Below are 18,847 nucleotides of genomic sequence, written 5' to 3'. Positions count from 1 at the left end.
CCCGCAGGCCGGGCGGGGAAAGATCATCCGCGATGGACGCTCAGGCCAGCAAAGCTCTGAGTCACCGGCATCATTTCAACGGTGTTGATGTTGACATGTTTCGGCAGGGTCGCCACCCACCAGACGGCTTCGGTAACATCTTCCGGGGTCAGGGCGGTGGTATTCTCGTAGGTTTTACCTGCTTTGTCGTCGTCGCCTTTAAAGCGGACGTTGGAAAACTCGGTGCCGCCAACCAGGCCCGGCTCGACATCCGTCACGCGGATGGCGGTACCGTGCAGGTCGGTGCGCAGGTTCAGGCTGAACTGGCGCACAAAGGCTTTGGTCGCGCCATAGACGTTGCCGCCCGCATACGGCCAGCTACCGGCAGTGGAGCCGATGTTGATCACGTGACCGCGGTTGCGCTCGACCATGCCAGGCAGCACGGCGCGGGTCATATAGACCAGGCCTTTGTTATTGGTGTCGATCATCGTTTCCCAGTCTTCGACGCTGGCTTTATGCGCAGGCTCAAGTCCCAGCGCCAGCCCGGCGTTGTTAACCAGAACGTCGATATCACGCCACTCAGCCGGCAGGTTGGCAATCATCTCTTCAATGGATGCGCGGTTACGCACGTCCAGCTGTGCGGTCAGAATGCTGTCGCCGAGCTCCTCTTTCAGCTCCTGCAGACGCTCCTGACGACGGCCGGTGGCAATCACCTTATGGCCGTTGGCGACGAAGCGACGCGTGATGCTTTCACCAAAACCCGCAGTTGCTCCGGTAACTAAAATTATCATCTCACTGTTCCTCAACGCTTTTTGTGTTGTACTACCATAGCATGTGATGTGACGCAGAGTAAGGTGACTTTTCATGCCCGTATGGCGGCAGATATTGCAGCGCATGTCGGGCTGGCCTACTCTGGTGAGATTCATCATATTCAGGAGTCTGATATGTCTGGCACCAATCCTTTTTTCGCTGACAGCTCGCTGCCGTACCAGGCACCGCATTTTGATCTGATCCGCGACGAGCACTACCGTCCGGCCTTCGACGACGCTATCCGTCAGAAGCGTGAGGAGATCGCGGCAATTGCCGGATCTGCGGATGCGCCCGATTTCGCCAATACCGTGCTGGCGCTGGAGAAAAGCGGCGCTCTGCTGAGCCGGGTGAGCAGCGTCTTCTTCGCTATGACCTCGGCGCACACCAATGACTATCTGCAGCAGCTGGAAGAGGCGGTCTCAACCGAGCTGGCGGCGCTGGCGAACGATATCTGGCTCAATGATGCGCTCTTTGCCCGCGTGGATGCCATCTACAACGATCGGCAGGCGATGGCGCCGGATGCCGAGTCTCTGCGCCTGATTGAAGAACTTCATCAGCGCTTTATTCTGGCCGGAGCCCGGTTGGGCGAGGCGGAAAAGCAGGAGCTGAAGGCGCTTAATACCGAAGCGGCCACTCTGATCAGCCAGTTTAACCAGCGCCTGCTGGCAGCGGACAAAGCGGGTGGGCTGGTGGTGGATTATCTGCACCAGCTGGATGGCCTGAGCCCGGCGGAACAGGCGGCGGCTGCCCAGGCCGCGGAGGAGAAGGGGCTCAGCGATCGCTGGCTCATTCCGCTGTTGAATACCACCCAGCAGCCGGCGCTGCAACAGCTGCGCGATCGTAAGATCAGGGAAAATCTCTTCAAGGCAGGCTGGCTGCGCACGCAAAAAAATGATGCCAACGACACCCGGGAGGTGATCGCCCGGCTGGTGGCCCTGCGTGCCCGCCAGGCGGAACTGCTGGGTTACAGCAACTATGCCAGCTGGAAAATCGCCGATCAGATGGCAAAAACCCCCGACGCCGCGCTGCAGTTTATGCGCGGGATCGTCCCGGCCGCACGGGGTCGCGCCCTGCAGGAGCAGGCCGACATTCAAAAGGTTATTGATGACGAGCAGGGGCATTTCCAGGTGCAGGCCTGGGACTGGTCGTTTTACGCCGAGCGCGTGCGTCTGGCGAAATACGCTCTGGATGAGACGCAGGTTAAACCCTATTTTGCCCTCAACAGGGTCCTGACCGACGGCGTATTCTGGGCGGCGACCCAGCTGTTCGGGATCACCTTCGCCGAGCGCAACGACATTCCCGTCTACCATCCTGACGTGCGCGTCTGGGAGATCTTCGATCACAACGGTGAGGGGATGGCGCTCTTTTACGGTGACTTTTTCGCCCGCGACTCGAAAGGCGGCGGGGCGTGGATGGGCAACTTTGTCGAGCAATCCAATGAGTTCAATACCCGCCCGGTGATCTACAACGTCTGCAACTATCAGAAACCGGCGGAAGGCCAGCCGGCGTTGATCTCCTGGGATGATGTTATCACCCTGTTCCACGAGTTTGGTCATACTCTGCACGGCCTGTTTGCCAGCCAGCGTTACGCCACGCTCTCCGGCACCAACACGCCGCGTGATTTTGTGGAGTTCCCGTCGCAAATTAACGAACACTGGGCCAGCCATCCTGATGTCTTTGCCCACTATGCCCGCCACTATCAGACCGGGGAGCCGATGCCCGATGCCCTGCGCGAGAAAATGCTCAGCGCTACCCAGTTTAATAAAGGCTATGACATGACCGAACTGCTCAGCGCCGCGCTGCTGGATATGAACTGGCACGGCATCGCCGCCAGCGAAGCGCCAGCAGACGTCGAGGCGTTCGAAACCGCAGCGCTGAAGCGCGAGCATCTGGATCTCCCCGCCGTACCGCCGCGCTACCGTAGCAGCTACTTCGCCCATATCTTCGGGGGCGGCTACGCGGCAGGCTATTACGCCTATCTGTGGACCCAAATGCTGGCCGATGACGGCTATCAGTGGTTCGTGGAAGAGGGCGGATTGACCCGCGAAAACGGGCAGACATTCCGCGAAGCGATTTTGTCACGCGGGAACAGCGCTGATTTAGCTGAACTTTATCGGGCGTGGCGCGGGCACGATCCGCAGATTGAACCGATGCTGGTGAATCGCGGCTTGAGTGCGTAAGGGATTTTTCAGGCTGAAAACAGAACCGGGCGCGATGCCCGGTTTTTTATTGCCACCTGAAACGCGTCGTTTGTGGATTAAACGTTATCGTGGCATGACTCCAGTTTTTATCGGTAAGAATGATCTCTATGCATTGGGTGGCGTAAAGATCGTCGGGTGGAGTGAAAGAGGCATATTCGCTATCACTGGTTAATTTGAATTCATGCGTAGCGGCAATAGCTGTACGTCCTTCACTGTCAATGTTACGAAAGCAGGAAATCCTTGCCTCATAGAATTCGTCAGGTAAACCTTCCAGCATGCATCCGGTAGCCCACTGGAGGAGTTGTTCGGTGGTGTACTCTTTTGGCTCTTCTGACGTTGCTGGAGGATTATCGATTAATCGCTTGAGGGTATTCAGGAATGAAAACATATTAACTCCTTGTTCTTATTGTCTTTAGCATATCATTTAGCGCTGATGACAGGCAGACCAAACGTAATCAGCATAATAGTACCGACACCATCGTGATAACTTATTACACGTTTTATCATTTAAGTTTGCATGCGCTAACCCATTGAACATTCATAAAATAAAATAATTGCTTACCTCTTTAAGCTCTCGCCTCGCTCGATATAACTATAAGCATGTCTTATATTTTAATGGCGGCAAGTTACCGCATCTACCCACAGGAGTTCAAAATGAAATCCAACGATCAAGGTGCTAACAAAGATCAGTCTAAGCAGTCTCAAAAGAACCCGAAAGACGATCAGTCCCAACAGAAACCGGGTAAAGCTAAGTAGTCTCTCATACTATGTTTGACGGAGGTTTTATGACCGATCGTCCAGATTACGTTGATCCTCTTCCTGATGATGAACCGCTTCCTGATGATGATATTCCTGACGTCCCCGATGTGAATGACCCGCCGGTCGTTGACGATCCTGACGTGACCAGGAAACCGCTATAAAAAACACTTAACCGCCTTCGGGCGGTTTTTTATGGCCATGTCTGCGATCAACACAATTTCTACCCTTCACCCGCGCCGACTTTACCCGTATGTTGCTGGGTTAACGTAGATATAAGAAGAGAGCGTCAGTCAGGGTCATGGATTTATCTCCTTTAATGCACGCGTTAGCGGCAGTCACTGTGCAGTGTTTATGCGGCCTGAAGTGGCGCCGGTGGGGCGTCGGCGGAGCGCTGGGGGCGGTGTGGTTTATCGCCCGGGAGCAGACCCAGGCGGAATACCGCTGGATTGCCCTTTTTGGACACGGCAAGCGCGCCAATATGCCGTGGTGGGGCGGGTTTGACTGGCAGGTCTGGAATATGTCCAGCCTGCTCGACTGGCTGGTGCCGGTGATTGCCTGCACCCTGGTGTGGCTGTTATCCCGTGCCTTGCGCCAGAAAAGTGCAATCAAACAGGGGGCACAGAGCAAGGTTGTTTAGCCTTCATTTATCTTCATCATGCTAGCTTGGTCAGGATCCGCAGCCTGGTATGGAATGCCGGGTCCGTAGATATCAAAATACAAATCTATCCATGCAAGCATTTACCGCCAGTCTCTGGCGGTTTTTTTTACCCTTCCGCTGCAACATGAATTTTTTTCAACACCGATGAATTTTTCTCGTTTGCCGCGGGGCCAGCGCTGTGACATCTTTTGGACATATAGCCATCCAGAAGTCTAAAAGTTCAAATAATGAATTATCACTGTCGGCAATTACCTGGCGGCAGTTAAAGGAGATAAGCATGCAGCGACAACACGCCCCGTACCGTGCCGATGTGGTAGGTAGCTTTTTACGTCCCGACGCCATCAAACAGGCGCGAGTGAAATTCGCCAGCGGCGAGATCGACGCCCAACAGCTGCGTGCGGTAGAAGATGAAGCGATTCGTCACGTGGTTGAACAGCAGTGCGCCTGCGGCCTGCATGTGGTGACGGACGGCGAGTTTCGTCGCGCCTGGTGGCACTTTGATTTCTTCGACGGTCTGCAGGGCGTGGAGCGTTACGAATCCGAGCAGGGGATCCAGTTTAACGGCGTGCAGACCAAAGCCCACGGCGTTCGCGTCACCGGCAAACTGGGCTTCGGCAGCCATCCGATGCTCGACGACTTCCGCTATCTGCAAAGCGTCAGCGGCAATGCTCAGCCGAAGATGACCATCCCGAGCCCGAGCGTGCTGCACTTCCGCGGCGGTCGCAAGGTCATCGACGCCACGGTCTACCCGGATCTGGATGTTTACTTTGATGACCTGGCCCAGACCTGGCGCGATGCTATCCACGCCTTCTATGCTGCGGGCTGCCGCAATCTGCAGCTGGACGACACCGTCTGGGCCTATCTCTGCTCGGACGATCAGCGCCGTCAGATCCTGGAGCGTGGCGATGACCCGGACCAGCTGGCTCGCACCTATGCCCGCGTGCTGAACAAGGCGCTGGAAGGCAAGCCGGACGATCTGACCATCGGGCTGCACGTCTGCCGGGGTAACTTCCGCTCGACCTGGATTTCTGAAGGGGGTTACGAGCCGGTGGCGGAGATCCTGTTTGGCACCGTCAATGTCGATGCGTTCTTCCTGGAATACGATAACGATCGCAGCGGCGACTTTGCCCCGTTACGCTTTATCCGTCCGGGCAAGCAGCAGGTGGTGCTGGGGCTTATCACCACCAAAAGCGGCGAACTGGAGAACCCGGAAGGGGTGAAAGCGCGTCTGGAAGAGGCAGCGAAGTATGTCGCGAAGGACCAGATCTGCCTCAGCCCGCAGTGCGGCTTTGCCTCTACCGAAGAGGGTAACGCCCTGACCGAAGCCCAGCAGTGGGACAAGGTTCGCCTGGTCACTCAGATCGCCAGCGAAGTCTGGTAATCGCTTTTCCACAGCGTTGCATTAATAAAGTGCAACGCTGTGCCATCCTGATCCGCACCTGCCTTTAAAAGACTCTCCCGCCCCCTGAATCTACAGATTTTTCGTTCTGGCATCCTTTTTGCTCTGTCTGATCCTGATTGCTTTTTCTGCGTCCACGCCGTAACGGACGATTTCGCACAGCTTTCTTTTCAGGAGTGAAAATTATGCATCGTCGTACCTTGTTAAAAGCCTTTGCTTTATCGGCCTCCGTCGTGGCCATGGGGATGAGTTTCAGCGTGCAGGCCGCTGACACCATTAAAATTGGCATCATGCATTCGCTCTCCGGAACGATGGCGATTTCCGAAACGCCACTTAAAGACGTGGCGCTGATGACCATCGACGAAATCAACGCCAAAGGCGGCGTGCTGGGCAAAAAACTGGAGCCGGTGGTGGTTGACCCGGCCTCTAACTGGCCGCTGTTTGCCGAGAAGGCCCGCCAGCTGTTAAGCCAGGATAAGGTGGCAGCGGTGTTCGGCTGCTGGACCTCGGTATCGCGCAAATCGGTCCTGCCGGTATTTGAAGAGCTGAACGGCCTGCTGTTCTACCCGGTGCAGTACGAAGGGGAAGAGATGTCCCCGAACGTCTTCTATACCGGAGCCGCGCCTAACCAGCAGGCCATTCCCGCGGTGGAGTATCTGATGAGCGAGGACGGCGGGGCGGCGAAGCGCTTCTTCCTGCTGGGCACCGACTACGTCTACCCGCGCACCACCAACAAAATCCTGCGCGCCTTCCTGCACTCGAAAGGGGTACAGGATAAAGACATCGAAGAGGTCTACACCCCGTTCGGCCACAGCGATTACCAGACCATCGTCGCCAGCATTAAGAAGTTCTCCGCCGCAGGTAAAACCGCGGTGGTCTCCACCATCAATGGCGACTCCAACGTACCGTTCTACAAAGAGCTGGCGAACCAGGGCGTGAAAGCCACCGACGTGCCGGTCGTCGCGTTCTCGGTGGGTGAAGAGGAGCTGCGCGGTATCGATACCAAACCGCTGGTGGGTAACCTGGCGGCGTGGAACTACTTCGAATCGGTGGATAACCCGGCCAACCAGACCTTCGTGGCGGCGTACAAAAACTGGGCGAAAGCGCAGAAACTGCCTAACGCCGATACGGTCGTGACCAACGATCCGATGGAAGCCACCTACGTGGGGATCCACATGTGGGCCCAGGCGGTGGAAAAAGCCGGAACCACCGACGTGGATAAAGTGCGTGCCGCCATGGCAGGCCAGTCCTTCAAAGCCCCGTCGGGCTTCACCCTGACCATGGATGCCACCAACCACCATCTGCATAAGCCGGTGATGATTGGCGAAATCGAAGGCAACGGACAGTTCAACGTGGTGTGGCAGACCGAAGAGCCGGTACGCGCCCAGCCGTGGAGCCCGTACATCGCCGGTAATGACAAAAAGCCCGACACGCCGATGAAAACGGCCAGCAACTGATTGCGGATCTTAAAGGGGTAAAGCCATGAACGTCATGCGCACGATCTTCGCTCTCGTATGGCTTGCCGGACTGCTGCCAGGGATGGCGCAGGCAACGGACGCCGATAACTTTGTTGCCGCCAGCCGCAGCCAGCAGGCCGTGCTGCTGGAGCAGTGGGCCGCCGCGCCGGATCCGGCCAGGCTGCCGCTGCTGCGGGCGCTAGAGCAAGAGAACCTCGTTGTCGACGACAACAAACACGCCTTTACCCGCCAGGATGGCGGGGTAATTGCCCTCGGGGATGCCGCTCAGGCGCAGGGCTCCACCAAAGCGGTGCGTCTGACTAACCGCCTCAGGGTGCTGGCCGCCACCGCGCTCGCCACCCATCAGCTCACCGGTGACAGTGTCACCGAAAGGCTGGCGGCCGCGCGGCAGCTGCAGCGCGATCCCCAGCCGCAGATGCTGCCTTTCTTACAGCGCCAGCTGGCGAGCGAAAGTGACGATACCGTGCGTCAGGTGCTGAGCCTCGCCGTCGCCAGCCTGCAACTGACCAGCCAGCAACCGGCGGTGCGTAAGCAGGCCGTGACGCTGCTGGGTGAATCGAGCGATCCGGAAGTGCAGGCCCGTCTGCTGCCTTACACCCGCGCGCAGACGGAGCCGGATGCCGGGGTCCGCGAAGCCGCAGCGGAAAGCCTGCGCCAGATCGAACATCGCCAGACGATTAGCGATCTGCTGGGCCAGGCCTTTATGGGCCTGTCGCTGGGCTCCATTCTGTTGCTGGCGGCGCTCGGGCTGGCGATCACCTACGGGCTGCTGGGGGTGATCAATATGGCCCATGGGGAGATGCTGATGCTCGGGGCTTATGCCACCTGGCTGGTGCAGCAGGCGATGGCGCAGTTTACCCCGCAGTGGCTCACCTTTTATCCGCTGGTGGCGCTGCCGGTAGCCTTTATGCTGACCGCGACCGTGGGCATGGCCCTTGAGCGCACGGTGATCCGCCATCTGTACGGCCGACCGCTGGAGACGCTGCTCGCGACATGGGGCATCAGCCTGATGCTGATCCAGCTGGTGCGGATGCTCTTTGGCGCGCAGAACCTCGAGGTGGCGAACCCGGCGTGGCTCTCCGGCGGCGTGCAGGTGTACGCCAGCCTGATCCTGCCGTGGAACCGGCTGGTGGTGCTTGGCTTTGTGCTGCTGGTGCTGTTCTTCACCTGGCTCATCCTCAATAAAACCCGTTTAGGGCTGAACGTGCGGGCGGTGACGCAGAACCGCAGCATGGCGGCCTGCTGCGGCGTGCCCACCGGACGCGTCGACATGCTGGCCTTCGGGCTGGGTTCCGGGATTGCCGGTCTCGGCGGCGTGGCGCTGTCGCAGCTGGGCAACGTCGGGCCGGAGCTGGGCCAGGGCTACATCATTGACTCGTTCCTGGTGGTGGTGCTCGGCGGCGTCGGGCAACTGGCCGGAAGCGTAGCGGCCGCCTTTGGGCTGGGGATTTTCAACAAGATCCTCGAGCCGCAGATGGGGGCCGTGCTGGGTAAAATCGTGATTCTGGTGGCGATCGTTCTGTTTATTCAGAAGCGTCCGCAGGGGTTATTTGCACTGAAAGGGAGGGTAATCGACTGATGAGCCAGCCAATGACCTTAACGCTGGCGCGCAAGGCGCCGCGCAGCGTATCGATACTCGGCGCCCTTATCCTTGCGGCACTGCTGGTGCTGCCGTTTCTGGCCCTGCTGCCGGCCAGCCATCCGCTGGCGGTCTCCACCTGGATGCTGACGCTGGTGGGGAAAATCCTCTGCTACGCCATTGTCGCCGTGGCTCTCGATCTGGTGTGGGGCTACGCCGGAATGCTGTCGCTCGGCCACGGCCTGTTTTTTGCCCTCGGCGGCTACGCCATGGGGATGTACCTGATGCGCCAGGCCGCGGGCGACGGCTTGCCGGCCTTTATGTCGTTCCTCTCCTGGAGCGAGCTGCCCTGGTACTGGTGGGGCACCCAGCATTTTGCCTGGGCGCTGGTGCTGATTGTGCTGGTGCCGGGCCTGCTGGCGCTGCTGTTCGGCTGGTTTGCCTTCCGCTCAAAAATCAAAGGGGTCTATTTCTCGATCATGACCCAGGCGCTGACCTTCGCCGGGATGCTGCTGTTCTTTCGTAATGAAACCGGCTTTGGCGGCAACAACGGCTTTACCGGCTTCACCACGCTGCTGGGCTTTTCCGTGACCGCCACCTCAACGCGCATCGGGCTGTTTATTGCCACCGTGCTGCTGCTGGCCGCGTCGCTGGCGGTGGGCTATGCGCTGGCGAAAAGCAAATTTGGCCGCATTCTGACCGCGGTGCGCGATGCGGAAAACCGGCTCACTTTCTGCGGCTACGATCCCCGCGGCTTTAAGCTGCTGGTCTGGACCTTATCCGCGGTGCTGTGCGGGCTTGCCGGGGCGTTGTACGTTCCGCAGGTTGGGATCATCAACCCCGGCGAGATGTCGCCCACCAACTCCATCGAAGCGGCGATCTGGGTGGCTCTCGGCGGACGCGGAACCCTGATCGGCCCGGTGATTGGCGCCGCGCTGGTGAACGGGGCGAAAAGCCTTTTTACGGTGGTGATGCCGGAGTACTGGCAGCTGTTTCTGGGGCTGATCTTTATTGCGGTCACGCTGTTTTTACCGCGCGGGGTCATGGGCCTGTTGCGCAAAGGGGATAAATGATGCAGCCAGCCGAAGCGTTATTTACCCGCCAGCTTCCCGGGGATCGCTATCGCGACCAGACCGACCCGGTATTGCAGCTGGAGGGGATCAACGTCAGCTTTGACGGTTTTAAGGCGCTGACCGACCTGTCGCTGAACATTGGCGTGGGCGAGCTGCGCTGCGTGATTGGCCCTAACGGCGCGGGCAAAACCACGCTGATGGACGTCATCACCGGTAAAACGCGGCCCCAGAGCGGGCGGGCGATTTACGATCAGTCCACGGATCTCACGACTCTCGATTCAATAGCCATTGCCCGCCAGGGCATCGGGCGTAAGTTCCAGAAGCCGACGGTGTTTGAAGCCCTGACGGTGTGGGAAAACCTCGAGCTGGCGATGAAAGGCGATAAATCGGTGTGGGCCAGCCTGCGCGCCCGGTTGAGCAGCGAGCAGGGCGACCGCATCAACGAGATGCTGAGCCTGCTGCGGCTTGGGGCTGAGCGTCATCGCCGGGCTGGGCTGTTGTCCCACGGCCAGAAGCAGTTTCTCGAGATCGGCATGCTGCTGGTGCAGGAGCCGCATCTGCTGCTGCTGGACGAACCGGCTGCCGGGATGACCGACGCCGAGACCGAGTACACCGCCGAGCTGTTTCGCACCCTGGCGGGCAAACACTCCCTGATGGTAGTGGAGCATGACATGGGCTTTGTCGAAACCATTGCCGATCATGTGACGGTTCTTCATCAGGGCCGGGTGCTGGCGGAGGGCTCGCTGCGCGATGTGCAGGCCAACGAGCAGGTGATTGAAGTCTATCTTGGACGCTGAGGAGCGCGGATGCTTGAGGTTAACGAACTGAATCAGTATTACGGCGGAAGCCATATCCTGCGCGGGGTCAGTTTTGAGGCGCTGCCCGGCGAAGTTACCTGTCTGCTCGGGCGCAACGGGGTGGGTAAAACCACGCTCCTGAAGTGCCTGATGGGGCTGATCCCGGCGCGCAACGGCGAGATCCTCTGGCAGGGCAAAAATCTCACCCAGGCCAGACCGCACCAGCGGGTGCAGGCGGGTGTGGCCTACGTGCCCCAGGGGCGGGACATTTTCCCCCGCCTGACGGTGGAGGAGAATCTGCTGCTGGGGCTGTCGCGTTTCCCGGCAAAAGAGGCGAAGCAGGTGCCGAACGAGATCTGGCGGCTGTTTCCGGTTTTACAGGAGATGAAGCAGCGCCGGGGCGGCGATCTCTCGGGCGGCCAGCAACAGCAGCTGGCGATTGGACGAGCGCTTGCCAGTCGTCCGCAACTGCTCATTCTGGACGAGCCGACAGAGGGCATACAGCCATCGGTAATCAAGGAGATTGGCCAGGTGATCCGCCAGCTCGCCAACCGTGGCGACATGGCGATCCTGCTGGTGGAGCAGTTCTATGACTTTGCCGCCGAACTGGCCGACAGCTATCTGCTGATGTCACGGGGAAGCATTATCCAGCGCGGACGCGGCGAGAATATGGAGCAGGAAGGGGTACGCGGACTGGTGGCGATTTAACAGGGTTGTTTTGTAGAATGTTATAATATAACATCCTGACTCTCTTAAACGGAGTGAGGACATTATCTTGGCAGGACATATTGGTAAATTTGCAATAACTCTGGGGGCAATGCTGGTCAGCGGCCAGCTCTATGCCCATTCGCATGGACATCAGATGACCGAAGCGGAACAAAAAGCGGCAAACGGCGTTTTTGAAGATAAAGACGTCAAGGATCGCCCGCTCTCCAACTGGGACGGCGTCTGGCAGTCGGTCTATCCGTTTTTGCTGAGCGGCGATCTCGACCCGGTATTTAAAAAGAAAGCCGAGAAAGACAATAGCAAAACCTTTGATCAGGTGAAGGCCTATTACCGCACCGGTTATGCCACCGACGTCGAGAGCATCGGCATCGAAAATAACGTGATGGAGTTTCATCGCGGAAAAAACGTCGCCAGCTGTGAGTATGTCTCTAATGGCTACAAGATCCTGACCTACGCGTCGGGCAAAAAAGGCGTGCGCTATTTGTTTGAATGTAAGGACGCCAGCAGCCAGGCACCGAAATTTGTCCAGTTCAGCGACCATATTATCGGCCCGCGCCAGTCCAGTCATTTCCATATCTTTATGGGCAACACCTCCCACGAGGCGTTATTAAAAGAGATGGATAACTGGCCGACCTATTATCCAAACGAAATGTATAAAGAGCAGGTTGTCGAGGAGATGTTGCACCATTAATTTTGGTGCGGCCTGTGTGCCGGGTGGCGGCTCCGCCTTACCCGGCCTACGTTTTGTGGCCTTTGTAGGCCCGGCAAGCATAGCGCCGCCGGGCGATATTTTGGTTGCGGCGTACGGTTTTGGACTTTGTAGGCCCGTGCAAGCGAAGCGCCGCCGGGCAATTACCGCGAGACTAAACCTGGCGCCTCAACCCACGCCTTCACCCGCATCCCGCGCAAAATCATCATCCACGCCAGCACGATGGCGACCATCATAATCACAAACAGCGACCAGTGCGGGAGATGGGTCAGGATCAGTCCGGTGATCATCGGGTTAAACGCCGCGCCGAGCCAGCCGAGCGCCTGGGCGGAGAAGTAGCTCGCTTTCATACCCGGCGGGGCGATGTTGTCAATCAGCATATACTCACCCGGCGCATAAATAATCTCACCGATGGTAAACACCGCCGCTGCGATCCCCCAGTAGACCAGGTTCTCGCCGGAGAGCATAAACCCCGCCAGACCGAGGACAAAAAACAGGGTGCCGAGAGTCATTAACGGGCGGATATTACGCGCCGACAGCTTGCGGCCAATGATGTACTGCAGCGAGACCACCATCGCCGCGTTCACGGGCAGCACCACGGCCACCACGTTCTGGGCAAAATCACTGTCGTAATCCGCCGCCAGCACGTACTGCGAAATACAGCTGGCGAACGAACCGCCCACGTAGGAGGCCAGCAGGCCGGAAAGGGTATACCAGAACAGCGCCCGATCGCGCAGCAGCACCGACGGCTGCCACGGCACCGGGGCGTGTTCACCGTCGGCCGCCACGCTTTTCTGCACATAGCGCTGAATCAACACCAGCGGCAGGGCGGCGCAGAAGGCCGCGACCCAGAACGGTAGCTGCAGGCTGTACATCACCAGCAGGGTGCTGAGCGGTGGCCCGATGGTCCAGCCAATGTTCAGAAAGCTGTAGTTCAGCGAGAACACCCGCGCCTTTTCCGCCGGGCTCAGCACGTCAGAGAACCAGGCTTTCAGCACCGTGGAAAAGACCGAATAGGCGCAGTTGATCAGTGAAAAGGCCAGCACCACCAGCACCACGTTATCCACCAGCGGGATCGCCAGAAAGCCCAGCGCCACCGCGAAAATGGCGATCAGCATGTAGCGGTTTTTATCGAACTTGTCGGCCAGAATGCCAAAACCCAGGCTGAAAACCACGCCAATCGTCAGGGCCACCGTCAGGGCATAACCAATATTCTCCACGCTCATGTTGAAGACGCGGGTCAGATAGATGGTCATGAACGGCAGCGTGGCGCCGCGTCCAATGGTGAGTAATAACGATGACGCCAGCAGCGCTGCGGTTGAGCGCCTGAGTGATGTGTTCATTTTCCTGCCCGACAATTGCGTGTGAATTTTTTGTTATGTCTTATCAGGATTATCACGCCATAAGGGGCTTGTATAGCACCAAATTTATCCCTAAGTGCTTCGCCTGACTGCCAGAAATAATGATCTGTTCCTCTTCGGATTTTTTCGTTACTTTGATAAGTGTTTACAAAAATTTAATAAACAGGGGCAGGGTATGACGCGTAAAGACGGGCTGCTGGCATTGCTGGTGGTGGTGGTTTGGGGGCTAAATTTTGTGGTGATCAAGGTCGGGTTGCACAATATGCCTCCGCTGATGCTGGCCGGTTTACGCTTTATGCTGGTGGCCTTCCCGGCGCTGTTTTTTGTTGCCCGTCCGAAGATCCCGTTTCGTCTGCTGCTGGGCTACGGCCTGACCATCAGCTTCGGTCAGTTCGCCTTCCTGTTTTGCGCCATTAACTTCGGCATGCCCGCCGGGCTGGCTTCGCTGGTGCTGCAGGCGCAGGCGTTCTTCACCATCATCCTGGGGGCGCTGGTGTTTGGCGAGCGGCTTCAGGGCAAACAGCTGGCGGGGATCGCCCTGGCGGTGGTTGGGGTGCTGGTACTGGCAGAGGCCAGTCTCAACGGACAGCACGTCGCGCTGCTGGGCTTCTTGCTGACCCTGGCGGCCGCCTTCAGCTGGGCGTGCGGCAATATCTTTAACAAAAAGATCATGCAGCTCGAGACGCGTCCGGCAGTCATGTCGCTGGTGGTGTGGAGCGCCCTGATCCCGATTGTGCCGTTTATGCTGGCGTCTTATCTGCTGGATGGCCCGACGGTGATGTATAACAGCCTGGTGACTATCGATGTGACCACCATTTTGTCGCTGGTCTATCTGGCGTTTGTCGCCACCATCATCGGCTACGGCATCTGGGGCACGCTGCTCGGACGCTACGAAACCTGGCGGGTGGCACCGTTGTCGCTGCTCGTTCCGGTCGTCGGGATCGCCAGTGCGGCGCTGCTGCTGGATGAAAAACTCGGGGCGCTGCAGCTGATTGGGGCCGTTCTGGTGATGGCTGGACTCTATATTAACGTCTTTGGCTTTCGCGTACGCCGGACGGCGCGGGTGAGGGGCTAAAAAAAAGCCCCGCGCGGGCGGGGCAAAACGAATTAATTGTGCTGATTGTAATACGGCACCCCTAACTCGTCGGATTTGTCGCTGCCTGCGCCCATATGGTTAAAATCGTGGGGCGACTGACCGTTAGCGGTCGGCAGGATCATCGTGTCGCGGCTGTGAGGCTGCGGCACAGAAGGCGTTTGCTCCGCAAAACTCTGGGCAGAGACCAGCACCAGTGCGGTGAAGGCGGCGGAAGCTAACAGTTTCATATATTCCTCGATACGTCTAATACAGGCGATTAGCAGTTACAGTGATTGATCGGAAGCAGATACCGGGATTCCCCGTGCATATTGGTAATGCGGTATTTATGCGGTGGCACATCGAAGTAGTTCTTGAACGTGCGGGTCAGCGTTTGCTGCGATTCAAACCCGTAACGCTCAGCCAGATACAGGATCGGCTCGTTACTTTCCTTCAGCTTCTGTGCGATTTCCGTTAATTTGCGGCTGCGGATGTACTGGCCTAATGAGTGGCCGGTCTCTTTTTTGAACATCCGTTGCAGGTGCCATTTTGAGTAACCTGAACGCTCAGACACTTTCTCAAGCGAGAGCGGCGACTCCAGGTTATCTTCGATCCAGCCCAAAATGCTATGAATAGTGATGGCGTCAGTATTGCGTCTGGACATCGTCATACCTCTTTCTGTTTACGGCAGGATTTTCTTAAGCAAGAGCTCAAGAGTTGCCACTTCGTCCGCCGTTAAGTTTTTTGTTAGTTCCTGGTGCAGTTCTTGTCCTACTAATTGATGACATTGTTCACACATTTCCGCGCCGTCACTGGTCAGTTGCAACAGCACGCCGCGTTTGTCATTCGGATTAGGGCGGCGCTCAATCCAGCCCCTGCAGACCAGCCTGTCGATCATTCGCGTCAACGCGCCGAGGTCGACGGATAAGATTTTCTTAAGCTCAACCGGGGTGATACACACCTCGCAGCGCACGGAGCAGAGCACTTTAAATTGCGTTGCGGTGATATCCAGCGGTGACAGATAGTCATTGAGCAGGCGGTCTTTCTTCTGGTTAACCATATAGATAAGGCGACCCAGCGGAATGATTTCGTTGAAGAGGTCACTGGTGCTTTTCACAATGGTTGCCCTGGCAAGTAGTTTAATCACGGCAGATATTATTGCTCAGGCAACTATAAGTCAACTGAATGCATTTGCTTATGACACGATTTGCTAAAGCGATTCAGATCACTTTTTTGCCCGCTTCGTAGAACGACATATCATCGTGGTGAATTGATTTCGGCGCGAAAATATTACTTACGAAGCGCGCGTAGTCGAAACAGGGGTTTTCACCCTATACTTGCGTGGTTCATTTTTGATAAGGACAACTCAGTAAAATGGTTGATTTAATTAAAGCAATTGGTCTTGGGCTGGTGGTTCTGCTGCCGCTGGCGAACCCATTAACCACCGTTGCGCTGTTCCTGGGTCTGGCGGGGGATATGAACCGTGAACAGCGTAATCATCAGTCGCTCATGGCCTCTGTTTACGTCTTCGCGATCATGATGGTGGCGTACTACGCCGGACAACTGGTGATGAACACCTTCGGGATCTCCATTCCCGGCCTGCGTATCGCCGGTGGCCTGATTGTTGCTTTTATCGGCTTCAGAATGCTGTTCCCGGCCCCGAAAGCGACGCATGCCAGCGACGCGCAGGACACGCTTGAGGATATGCAGGATAAAGAAGCACCGAACATCGCCTTTGTGCCGCTGGCCATGCCAAGCACCGCGGGTCCGGGTACGATTGCGATGATTATCAGTTCCGCCTCGACGGTGCGCAGCGGCTCTGACTTCCCGGACTGGGTAATTATGATTGCGCCGCCGCTGATCTTCGCCCTTATCGGCGTGATCCTGTGGGGGTGTCTGCGCAGCTCGGGCGCGATTATGCGCTGGGTGGGCAAAGACGGTATCGAGGCGATCTCCCGTCTGATGGGCTTCCTGCTGGTCTGCATGGGCGTGCAGTTTATTATCAACGGCGTGCTTGAAATTATTCAGACCTATCCGTCATAACCAAACCGGGCGGCGTCCTGCCGCCCGGACTTTTCTCTAACCGTGATGCGGCTGCTCTTCCAGCGTAACCGGCCATTTGCGGAAGATCAGCACCGACCAGATTAACGCCGCCAGCGCCGGTATCGCCCCCAGATAGCCAATCGACGCCATCGAAATATGCAGGCTAATCTGGTTCCCCACCAGCGCACCCGCGCCAATCCCCAGATTGAAAATCCCGGAAAAAAGCGCCATCGCCACGTCGGTGGCATCTGGCGCCAGGGCCAGCACCTTAACCTGCATCCCGAGACCGATGATCATGATCGCCACGCCCCAGACAACGCTCAGCAGCGCCAGATTCATCTCACTGCCCGACGCGGGCAGCAGAAGCAGCAGACACGCCAGCAGCAGGCCAATGGCGCTGCTCACCAGCAGGGAGGCGTGACGGTTACCGAGCTTACCGAACAGCACGCTGCCGATAATGCCTGCGGCACCCAGCAGTAACAGCAGGATAGTGGCGAAACGGGCGCTAAACCCGGCAACCGTCTGCACAAACGGCTCGATATAGCTGTAGGCGGTGTAGTGCGCCGTCACAACCACCACCGTCAGCAGATAGAGGCTCATCAGCGCCGGACGACGCACCAGCAGCGGCAGGCTTTTCAGCGATCCGGAGTGTTCGCTCGGCAGTTTCGGCAACAGTTTAATCAGGCACAGCAGGGTGAACAGCGCCCCAAGGCCGATAACGAAAAAGGTGGTGCGCCAGCCGAACATCTGCCCGACGATGCGCCCGAGCGGCAGGCCGAGCACCATCGCCAGGGCGGTGCCGGTCGCCAGCAGGCTCAGCGCCTGGGCGCGCTTCCCGGCCGGAGCCAGACGAATGGCCAGCGAGGCGGTAATCGACCAGAAAATCGCGTGGGCAAAGGCAATGCCGATCCGGCTAATCACTAGCACCCTAAAGTTCCAGGCCAGGAACGACAGCACATGGCTGGCGATAAACAGCACGAACAGCCCGATCAGCAGCTTGCGGCGTTCGATCTGGCTGGTGAGCAGCATAAAGGGCAACGACATCAGCGCCACGACCCAGGCGTAGATGGTGAGCATGATCCCCACCTGGGCGGTCTCCATGCCGAAGCTGCTGGCGATATCCGAGAGCAGGCCGACGGGAACAAATTCCGTGGTGTTGAAGATAAACGCGGCAACGGCGAGCGTCACCACCCGTAGCCATGCGACCCGGCGGGAAACTGTGTTGGTTGTCATAGGGATGTCCGGGATTGATTACGTAAATGAGGTGTGACGATCTTAAAACCTTCCCTGGTGGAAATACAATCATTTTGTGATGCAGATCTCACTGTGATGGCGCAGTAATCGCTGGTGAAATCGGTTCTTTTCCATGAATATAGGATGCAACATAACGTTAACAACAGGTAAAGCGATGCAGGATATCGAGTTTTTTCTGGTCGATGCGTTCAGCGATGGCGCATTTGGCGGTAACCCGGCGGCGGTGTGTCCGCTGCCGGAGTGGTTGCCGGACGAGACGCTGCTGAAGATGACGCAAGAGCATAACCAGTCGGAGACCGCTTTTTTCGTGCGCCATAATGACGGCATCGAACTGCGCTGGTTTACCACCCACGGCGAGGTCAATCTCTGCGGTCACGCGACCCTGGCCACCGCCTGGGTGCTGTTCAAGGAGATGGACTATCCCGATACCCGGATCCATTTTGATACGGCGTCCGGCAGGCTCACCGTCAGCCGCGACGGCGACTGGTTAACGCTCGATTTCCCGGCCTGTCCGACGCAAGTACAGACCCCGCCGCCAGAGATGCTCCGCGCGCTGGGGATAAGCCATTACGTCGAGGCCCGCAAGGGGCGCGCCTGGGTGCTGGTGCTGGAAAACCGCGAGCAGGTTGAGGCGGTAGCACCAAATATCCACGCCATGACGCCGGGCGAGCATAAAGTGTCGATCACCGCCAGGGGCGAGGGCGAGTACGATTTTGTCAGCCGCTTTTTCTCGCCGGGCGTGGCGCTGTGGGAAGATCCGGTCACCGGCTCGGCGCACACCATGCTGATCCCGTACTGGAGCGAAAAGCTCAACAAAACGTCGCTCTTTGCCCGGCAGGTCTCTGCCCGGGGCGGCGACGTGCGTTGTGAACTGAAGGGCGACCGGGTGCTGATGAGCGGCAAGGCATCGCTGTATATGAAAGGTCATCTGTTTTTGCGCTAAATAAGG

General features: G+C 57.8%; 20 protein-coding genes. 13 read left to right on the top strand and 7 right to left on the bottom strand.

Annotated features, from left to right (window positions below; translation table 11 throughout):
* Window positions 1–23 precede the first annotated feature (23 nt).
* On the bottom strand, window positions 24–770 hold the full coding sequence (ydfG, locus tag K5I40_RS06575) for a bifunctional NADP-dependent 3-hydroxy acid dehydrogenase/3-hydroxypropionate dehydrogenase YdfG (protein WP_039029249.1): 747 nt from the start codon (window positions 768–770) through the stop codon (window positions 24–26).
* Between the two features lie 153 nt (window positions 771–923).
* Here ydfG and dcp point away from each other — a divergent pair, with 153 nt between their 5' ends.
* Complete coding sequence (gene dcp / locus K5I40_RS06570) at window positions 924–2,969, top strand: peptidyl-dipeptidase Dcp (protein WP_223074127.1); 2,046 nt, start codon at window positions 924–926, stop codon at window positions 2,967–2,969.
* Between the two features lie 46 nt (window positions 2,970–3,015).
* Here dcp and K5I40_RS06565 read toward each other — a convergent pair whose 3' ends face one another.
* Complete coding sequence (locus K5I40_RS06565) at window positions 3,016–3,378, bottom strand: hypothetical protein (RefSeq protein WP_251929561.1); 363 nt, start codon at window positions 3,376–3,378, stop codon at window positions 3,016–3,018.
* Window positions 3,379–3,775: 397 nt separating this feature from the next.
* Between K5I40_RS06565 and K5I40_RS23905 the strand changes: the two genes are divergently transcribed.
* The 9 genes from K5I40_RS23905 to zinT all read left to right on the top strand — a co-directional run bounded on the left by K5I40_RS23905 (window position 3,776) and on the right by zinT (window position 12,150).
* Window positions 3,776–3,910 (top strand): hypothetical protein, encoded by a 135-nt coding sequence (locus tag K5I40_RS23905; protein WP_255296466.1) that lies wholly within the window; start codon window positions 3,776–3,778, stop codon window positions 3,908–3,910.
* A 137-nt stretch (window positions 3,911–4,047) separates the two neighbouring features.
* Complete coding sequence (locus K5I40_RS06560) at window positions 4,048–4,386, top strand: hypothetical protein (protein ID WP_223074126.1); 339 nt, start codon at window positions 4,048–4,050, stop codon at window positions 4,384–4,386.
* Between the two features lie 298 nt (window positions 4,387–4,684).
* Entirely contained in the window at window positions 4,685–5,788 is a 1,104-nt protein-coding gene (locus K5I40_RS06555; protein WP_223074125.1) for a cobalamin-independent methionine synthase II family protein, read from the top strand.
* 203 nt (window positions 5,789–5,991) lie between these two features.
* The gene (urtA, locus tag K5I40_RS06550; RefSeq protein ID WP_039028836.1) at window positions 5,992–7,263 is read left to right on the top strand and encodes an urea ABC transporter substrate-binding protein; all 1,272 of its coding nucleotides are present in this window, start codon (window positions 5,992–5,994) and stop codon (window positions 7,261–7,263) included.
* 25 nt (window positions 7,264–7,288) lie between these two features.
* Window positions 7,289–8,863, top strand: a complete 1,575-nt coding sequence (urtB, locus tag K5I40_RS06545; RefSeq protein WP_039028835.1) for an urea ABC transporter permease subunit UrtB — start codon at window positions 7,289–7,291, stop codon at window positions 8,861–8,863.
* Entirely contained in the window at window positions 8,863–9,936 is a 1,074-nt protein-coding gene (urtC, locus tag K5I40_RS06540) for an urea ABC transporter permease subunit UrtC (protein ID WP_138368896.1), read from the top strand. Before urtB ends, urtC begins: the two co-directional genes overlap by 1 nt.
* Entirely contained in the window at window positions 9,936–10,733 is a 798-nt protein-coding gene (gene urtD, locus K5I40_RS06535; protein ID WP_039028833.1) for an urea ABC transporter ATP-binding protein UrtD, read from the top strand. The genes urtC and urtD overlap by 1 nt, the downstream gene beginning before the upstream one ends.
* Before the next feature lie 9 nt (window positions 10,734–10,742).
* The gene (gene urtE, locus K5I40_RS06530; RefSeq protein ID WP_223074124.1) at window positions 10,743–11,441 is read left to right on the top strand and encodes an urea ABC transporter ATP-binding subunit UrtE; all 699 of its coding nucleotides are present in this window, start codon (window positions 10,743–10,745) and stop codon (window positions 11,439–11,441) included.
* A 67-nt stretch (window positions 11,442–11,508) separates the two neighbouring features.
* The gene (zinT, locus tag K5I40_RS06525; RefSeq protein WP_223074123.1) at window positions 11,509–12,150 is read left to right on the top strand and encodes a metal-binding protein ZinT; all 642 of its coding nucleotides are present in this window, start codon (window positions 11,509–11,511) and stop codon (window positions 12,148–12,150) included.
* Between the two features lie 161 nt (window positions 12,151–12,311).
* On the opposite strand, the gene ydeE is transcribed toward zinT, so the two are convergent.
* Window positions 12,312–13,511 (bottom strand): efflux MFS transporter YdeE, encoded by a 1,200-nt coding sequence (ydeE, locus tag K5I40_RS06520; protein ID WP_039028830.1) that lies wholly within the window; start codon window positions 13,509–13,511, stop codon window positions 12,312–12,314.
* A 193-nt stretch (window positions 13,512–13,704) separates the two neighbouring features.
* Here ydeE and eamA point away from each other — a divergent pair, with 193 nt between their 5' ends.
* The gene (gene eamA / locus K5I40_RS06515; protein WP_223074122.1) at window positions 13,705–14,604 is read left to right on the top strand and encodes an O-acetylserine/cysteine exporter; all 900 of its coding nucleotides are present in this window, start codon (window positions 13,705–13,707) and stop codon (window positions 14,602–14,604) included.
* Window positions 14,605–14,636: 32 nt separating this feature from the next.
* Here the strand turns inward: eamA and marB are convergent, their stop codons facing one another.
* Genes marB through marR form a run of 3 tightly spaced genes read right to left on the bottom strand, consistent with a single transcriptional unit; the run spans window position 14,637 to window position 15,718 of the window.
* Entirely contained in the window at window positions 14,637–14,852 is a 216-nt protein-coding gene (gene marB, locus K5I40_RS06510; protein ID WP_039028829.1) for a multiple antibiotic resistance protein MarB, read from the bottom strand.
* 29 nt (window positions 14,853–14,881) lie between these two features.
* On the bottom strand, window positions 14,882–15,265 hold the full coding sequence (gene marA, locus K5I40_RS06505) for an MDR efflux pump AcrAB transcriptional activator MarA (RefSeq protein WP_138369239.1): 384 nt from the start codon (window positions 15,263–15,265) through the stop codon (window positions 14,882–14,884).
* Between the two features lie 18 nt (window positions 15,266–15,283).
* Window positions 15,284–15,718, bottom strand: a complete 435-nt coding sequence (gene marR, locus K5I40_RS06500; RefSeq protein ID WP_039028827.1) for a multiple antibiotic resistance transcriptional regulator MarR — start codon at window positions 15,716–15,718, stop codon at window positions 15,284–15,286.
* A 257-nt stretch (window positions 15,719–15,975) separates the two neighbouring features.
* Between marR and K5I40_RS06495 the strand changes: the two genes are divergently transcribed.
* Window positions 15,976–16,644 (top strand): MarC family NAAT transporter, encoded by a 669-nt coding sequence (locus tag K5I40_RS06495; protein ID WP_223074121.1) that lies wholly within the window; start codon window positions 15,976–15,978, stop codon window positions 16,642–16,644.
* 36 nt (window positions 16,645–16,680) lie between these two features.
* On the opposite strand, the gene K5I40_RS06490 is transcribed toward K5I40_RS06495, so the two are convergent.
* Entirely contained in the window at window positions 16,681–17,877 is a 1,197-nt protein-coding gene (locus K5I40_RS06490) for a sugar transporter (RefSeq protein WP_223074120.1), read from the bottom strand.
* A gap of 175 nt (window positions 17,878–18,052) precedes the next feature.
* On the opposite strand from K5I40_RS06490, the gene K5I40_RS06485 reads away from it, so the two are divergent.
* The gene (locus K5I40_RS06485) at window positions 18,053–18,841 is read left to right on the top strand and encodes a PhzF family phenazine biosynthesis protein (RefSeq protein WP_223074119.1); all 789 of its coding nucleotides are present in this window, start codon (window positions 18,053–18,055) and stop codon (window positions 18,839–18,841) included.
* The last annotated feature ends 6 nt before the right edge of the window (window positions 18,842–18,847 follow it).

It is taken from the genome of Leclercia sp. LTM14 (assembly GCF_023736175.1).
GTDB classification, from domain to species: domain Bacteria; phylum Pseudomonadota; class Gammaproteobacteria; order Enterobacterales; family Enterobacteriaceae; genus Enterobacter; species Enterobacter barmai.
This window is presented reverse-complemented; position numbering and strand designations above follow the sequence as displayed.

Excerpts from the sequence above, each read along its gene's own strand:
- ydfG (WP_039029249.1), bottom strand. The coding sequence starts at position 770 with ATGATAATTTTAGTTACCGGAGCAACTGCGGGTTTTGGTGAAAGCATC.
- urtD (WP_039028833.1), top strand. The coding sequence starts at position 9,936 with ATGCAGCCAGCCGAAGCGTTATTTACCCGCCAGCTTCCCGGGGATCGC.
- K5I40_RS06485 (WP_223074119.1), top strand. The coding sequence starts at position 18,053 with ATGCAGGATATCGAGTTTTTTCTGGTCGATGCGTTCAGCGATGGCGCA.
- marA (WP_138369239.1), bottom strand. The coding sequence starts at position 15,265 with ATGTCCAGACGCAATACTGACGCCATCACTATTCATAGCATTTTGGGC.
- urtE (WP_223074124.1), top strand. The coding sequence starts at position 10,743 with ATGCTTGAGGTTAACGAACTGAATCAGTATTACGGCGGAAGCCATATC.
- urtA (WP_039028836.1), top strand. The coding sequence starts at position 5,992 with ATGCATCGTCGTACCTTGTTAAAAGCCTTTGCTTTATCGGCCTCCGTC.
- ydeE (WP_039028830.1), bottom strand. The coding sequence starts at position 13,511 with ATGAACACATCACTCAGGCGCTCAACCGCAGCGCTGCTGGCGTCATCG.
- K5I40_RS06560 (WP_223074126.1), top strand. The coding sequence starts at position 4,048 with ATGGATTTATCTCCTTTAATGCACGCGTTAGCGGCAGTCACTGTGCAG.
- eamA (WP_223074122.1), top strand. The coding sequence starts at position 13,705 with ATGACGCGTAAAGACGGGCTGCTGGCATTGCTGGTGGTGGTGGTTTGG.
- K5I40_RS06565 (WP_251929561.1), bottom strand. The coding sequence starts at position 3,378 with ATGTTTTCATTCCTGAATACCCTCAAGCGATTAATCGATAATCCTCCA.
- marB (WP_039028829.1), bottom strand. The coding sequence starts at position 14,852 with ATGAAACTGTTAGCTTCCGCCGCCTTCACCGCACTGGTGCTGGTCTCT.
- dcp (WP_223074127.1), top strand. The coding sequence starts at position 924 with ATGTCTGGCACCAATCCTTTTTTCGCTGACAGCTCGCTGCCGTACCAG.
- urtB (WP_039028835.1), top strand. The coding sequence starts at position 7,289 with ATGAACGTCATGCGCACGATCTTCGCTCTCGTATGGCTTGCCGGACTG.
- K5I40_RS23905 (WP_255296466.1), top strand. The coding sequence starts at position 3,776 with ATGACCGATCGTCCAGATTACGTTGATCCTCTTCCTGATGATGAACCG.
- K5I40_RS06490 (WP_223074120.1), bottom strand. The coding sequence starts at position 17,877 with ATGACAACCAACACAGTTTCCCGCCGGGTCGCATGGCTACGGGTGGTG.
- K5I40_RS06495 (WP_223074121.1), top strand. The coding sequence starts at position 15,976 with ATGGTTGATTTAATTAAAGCAATTGGTCTTGGGCTGGTGGTTCTGCTG.
- K5I40_RS06555 (WP_223074125.1), top strand. The coding sequence starts at position 4,685 with ATGCAGCGACAACACGCCCCGTACCGTGCCGATGTGGTAGGTAGCTTT.
- urtC (WP_138368896.1), top strand. The coding sequence starts at position 8,863 with ATGAGCCAGCCAATGACCTTAACGCTGGCGCGCAAGGCGCCGCGCAGC.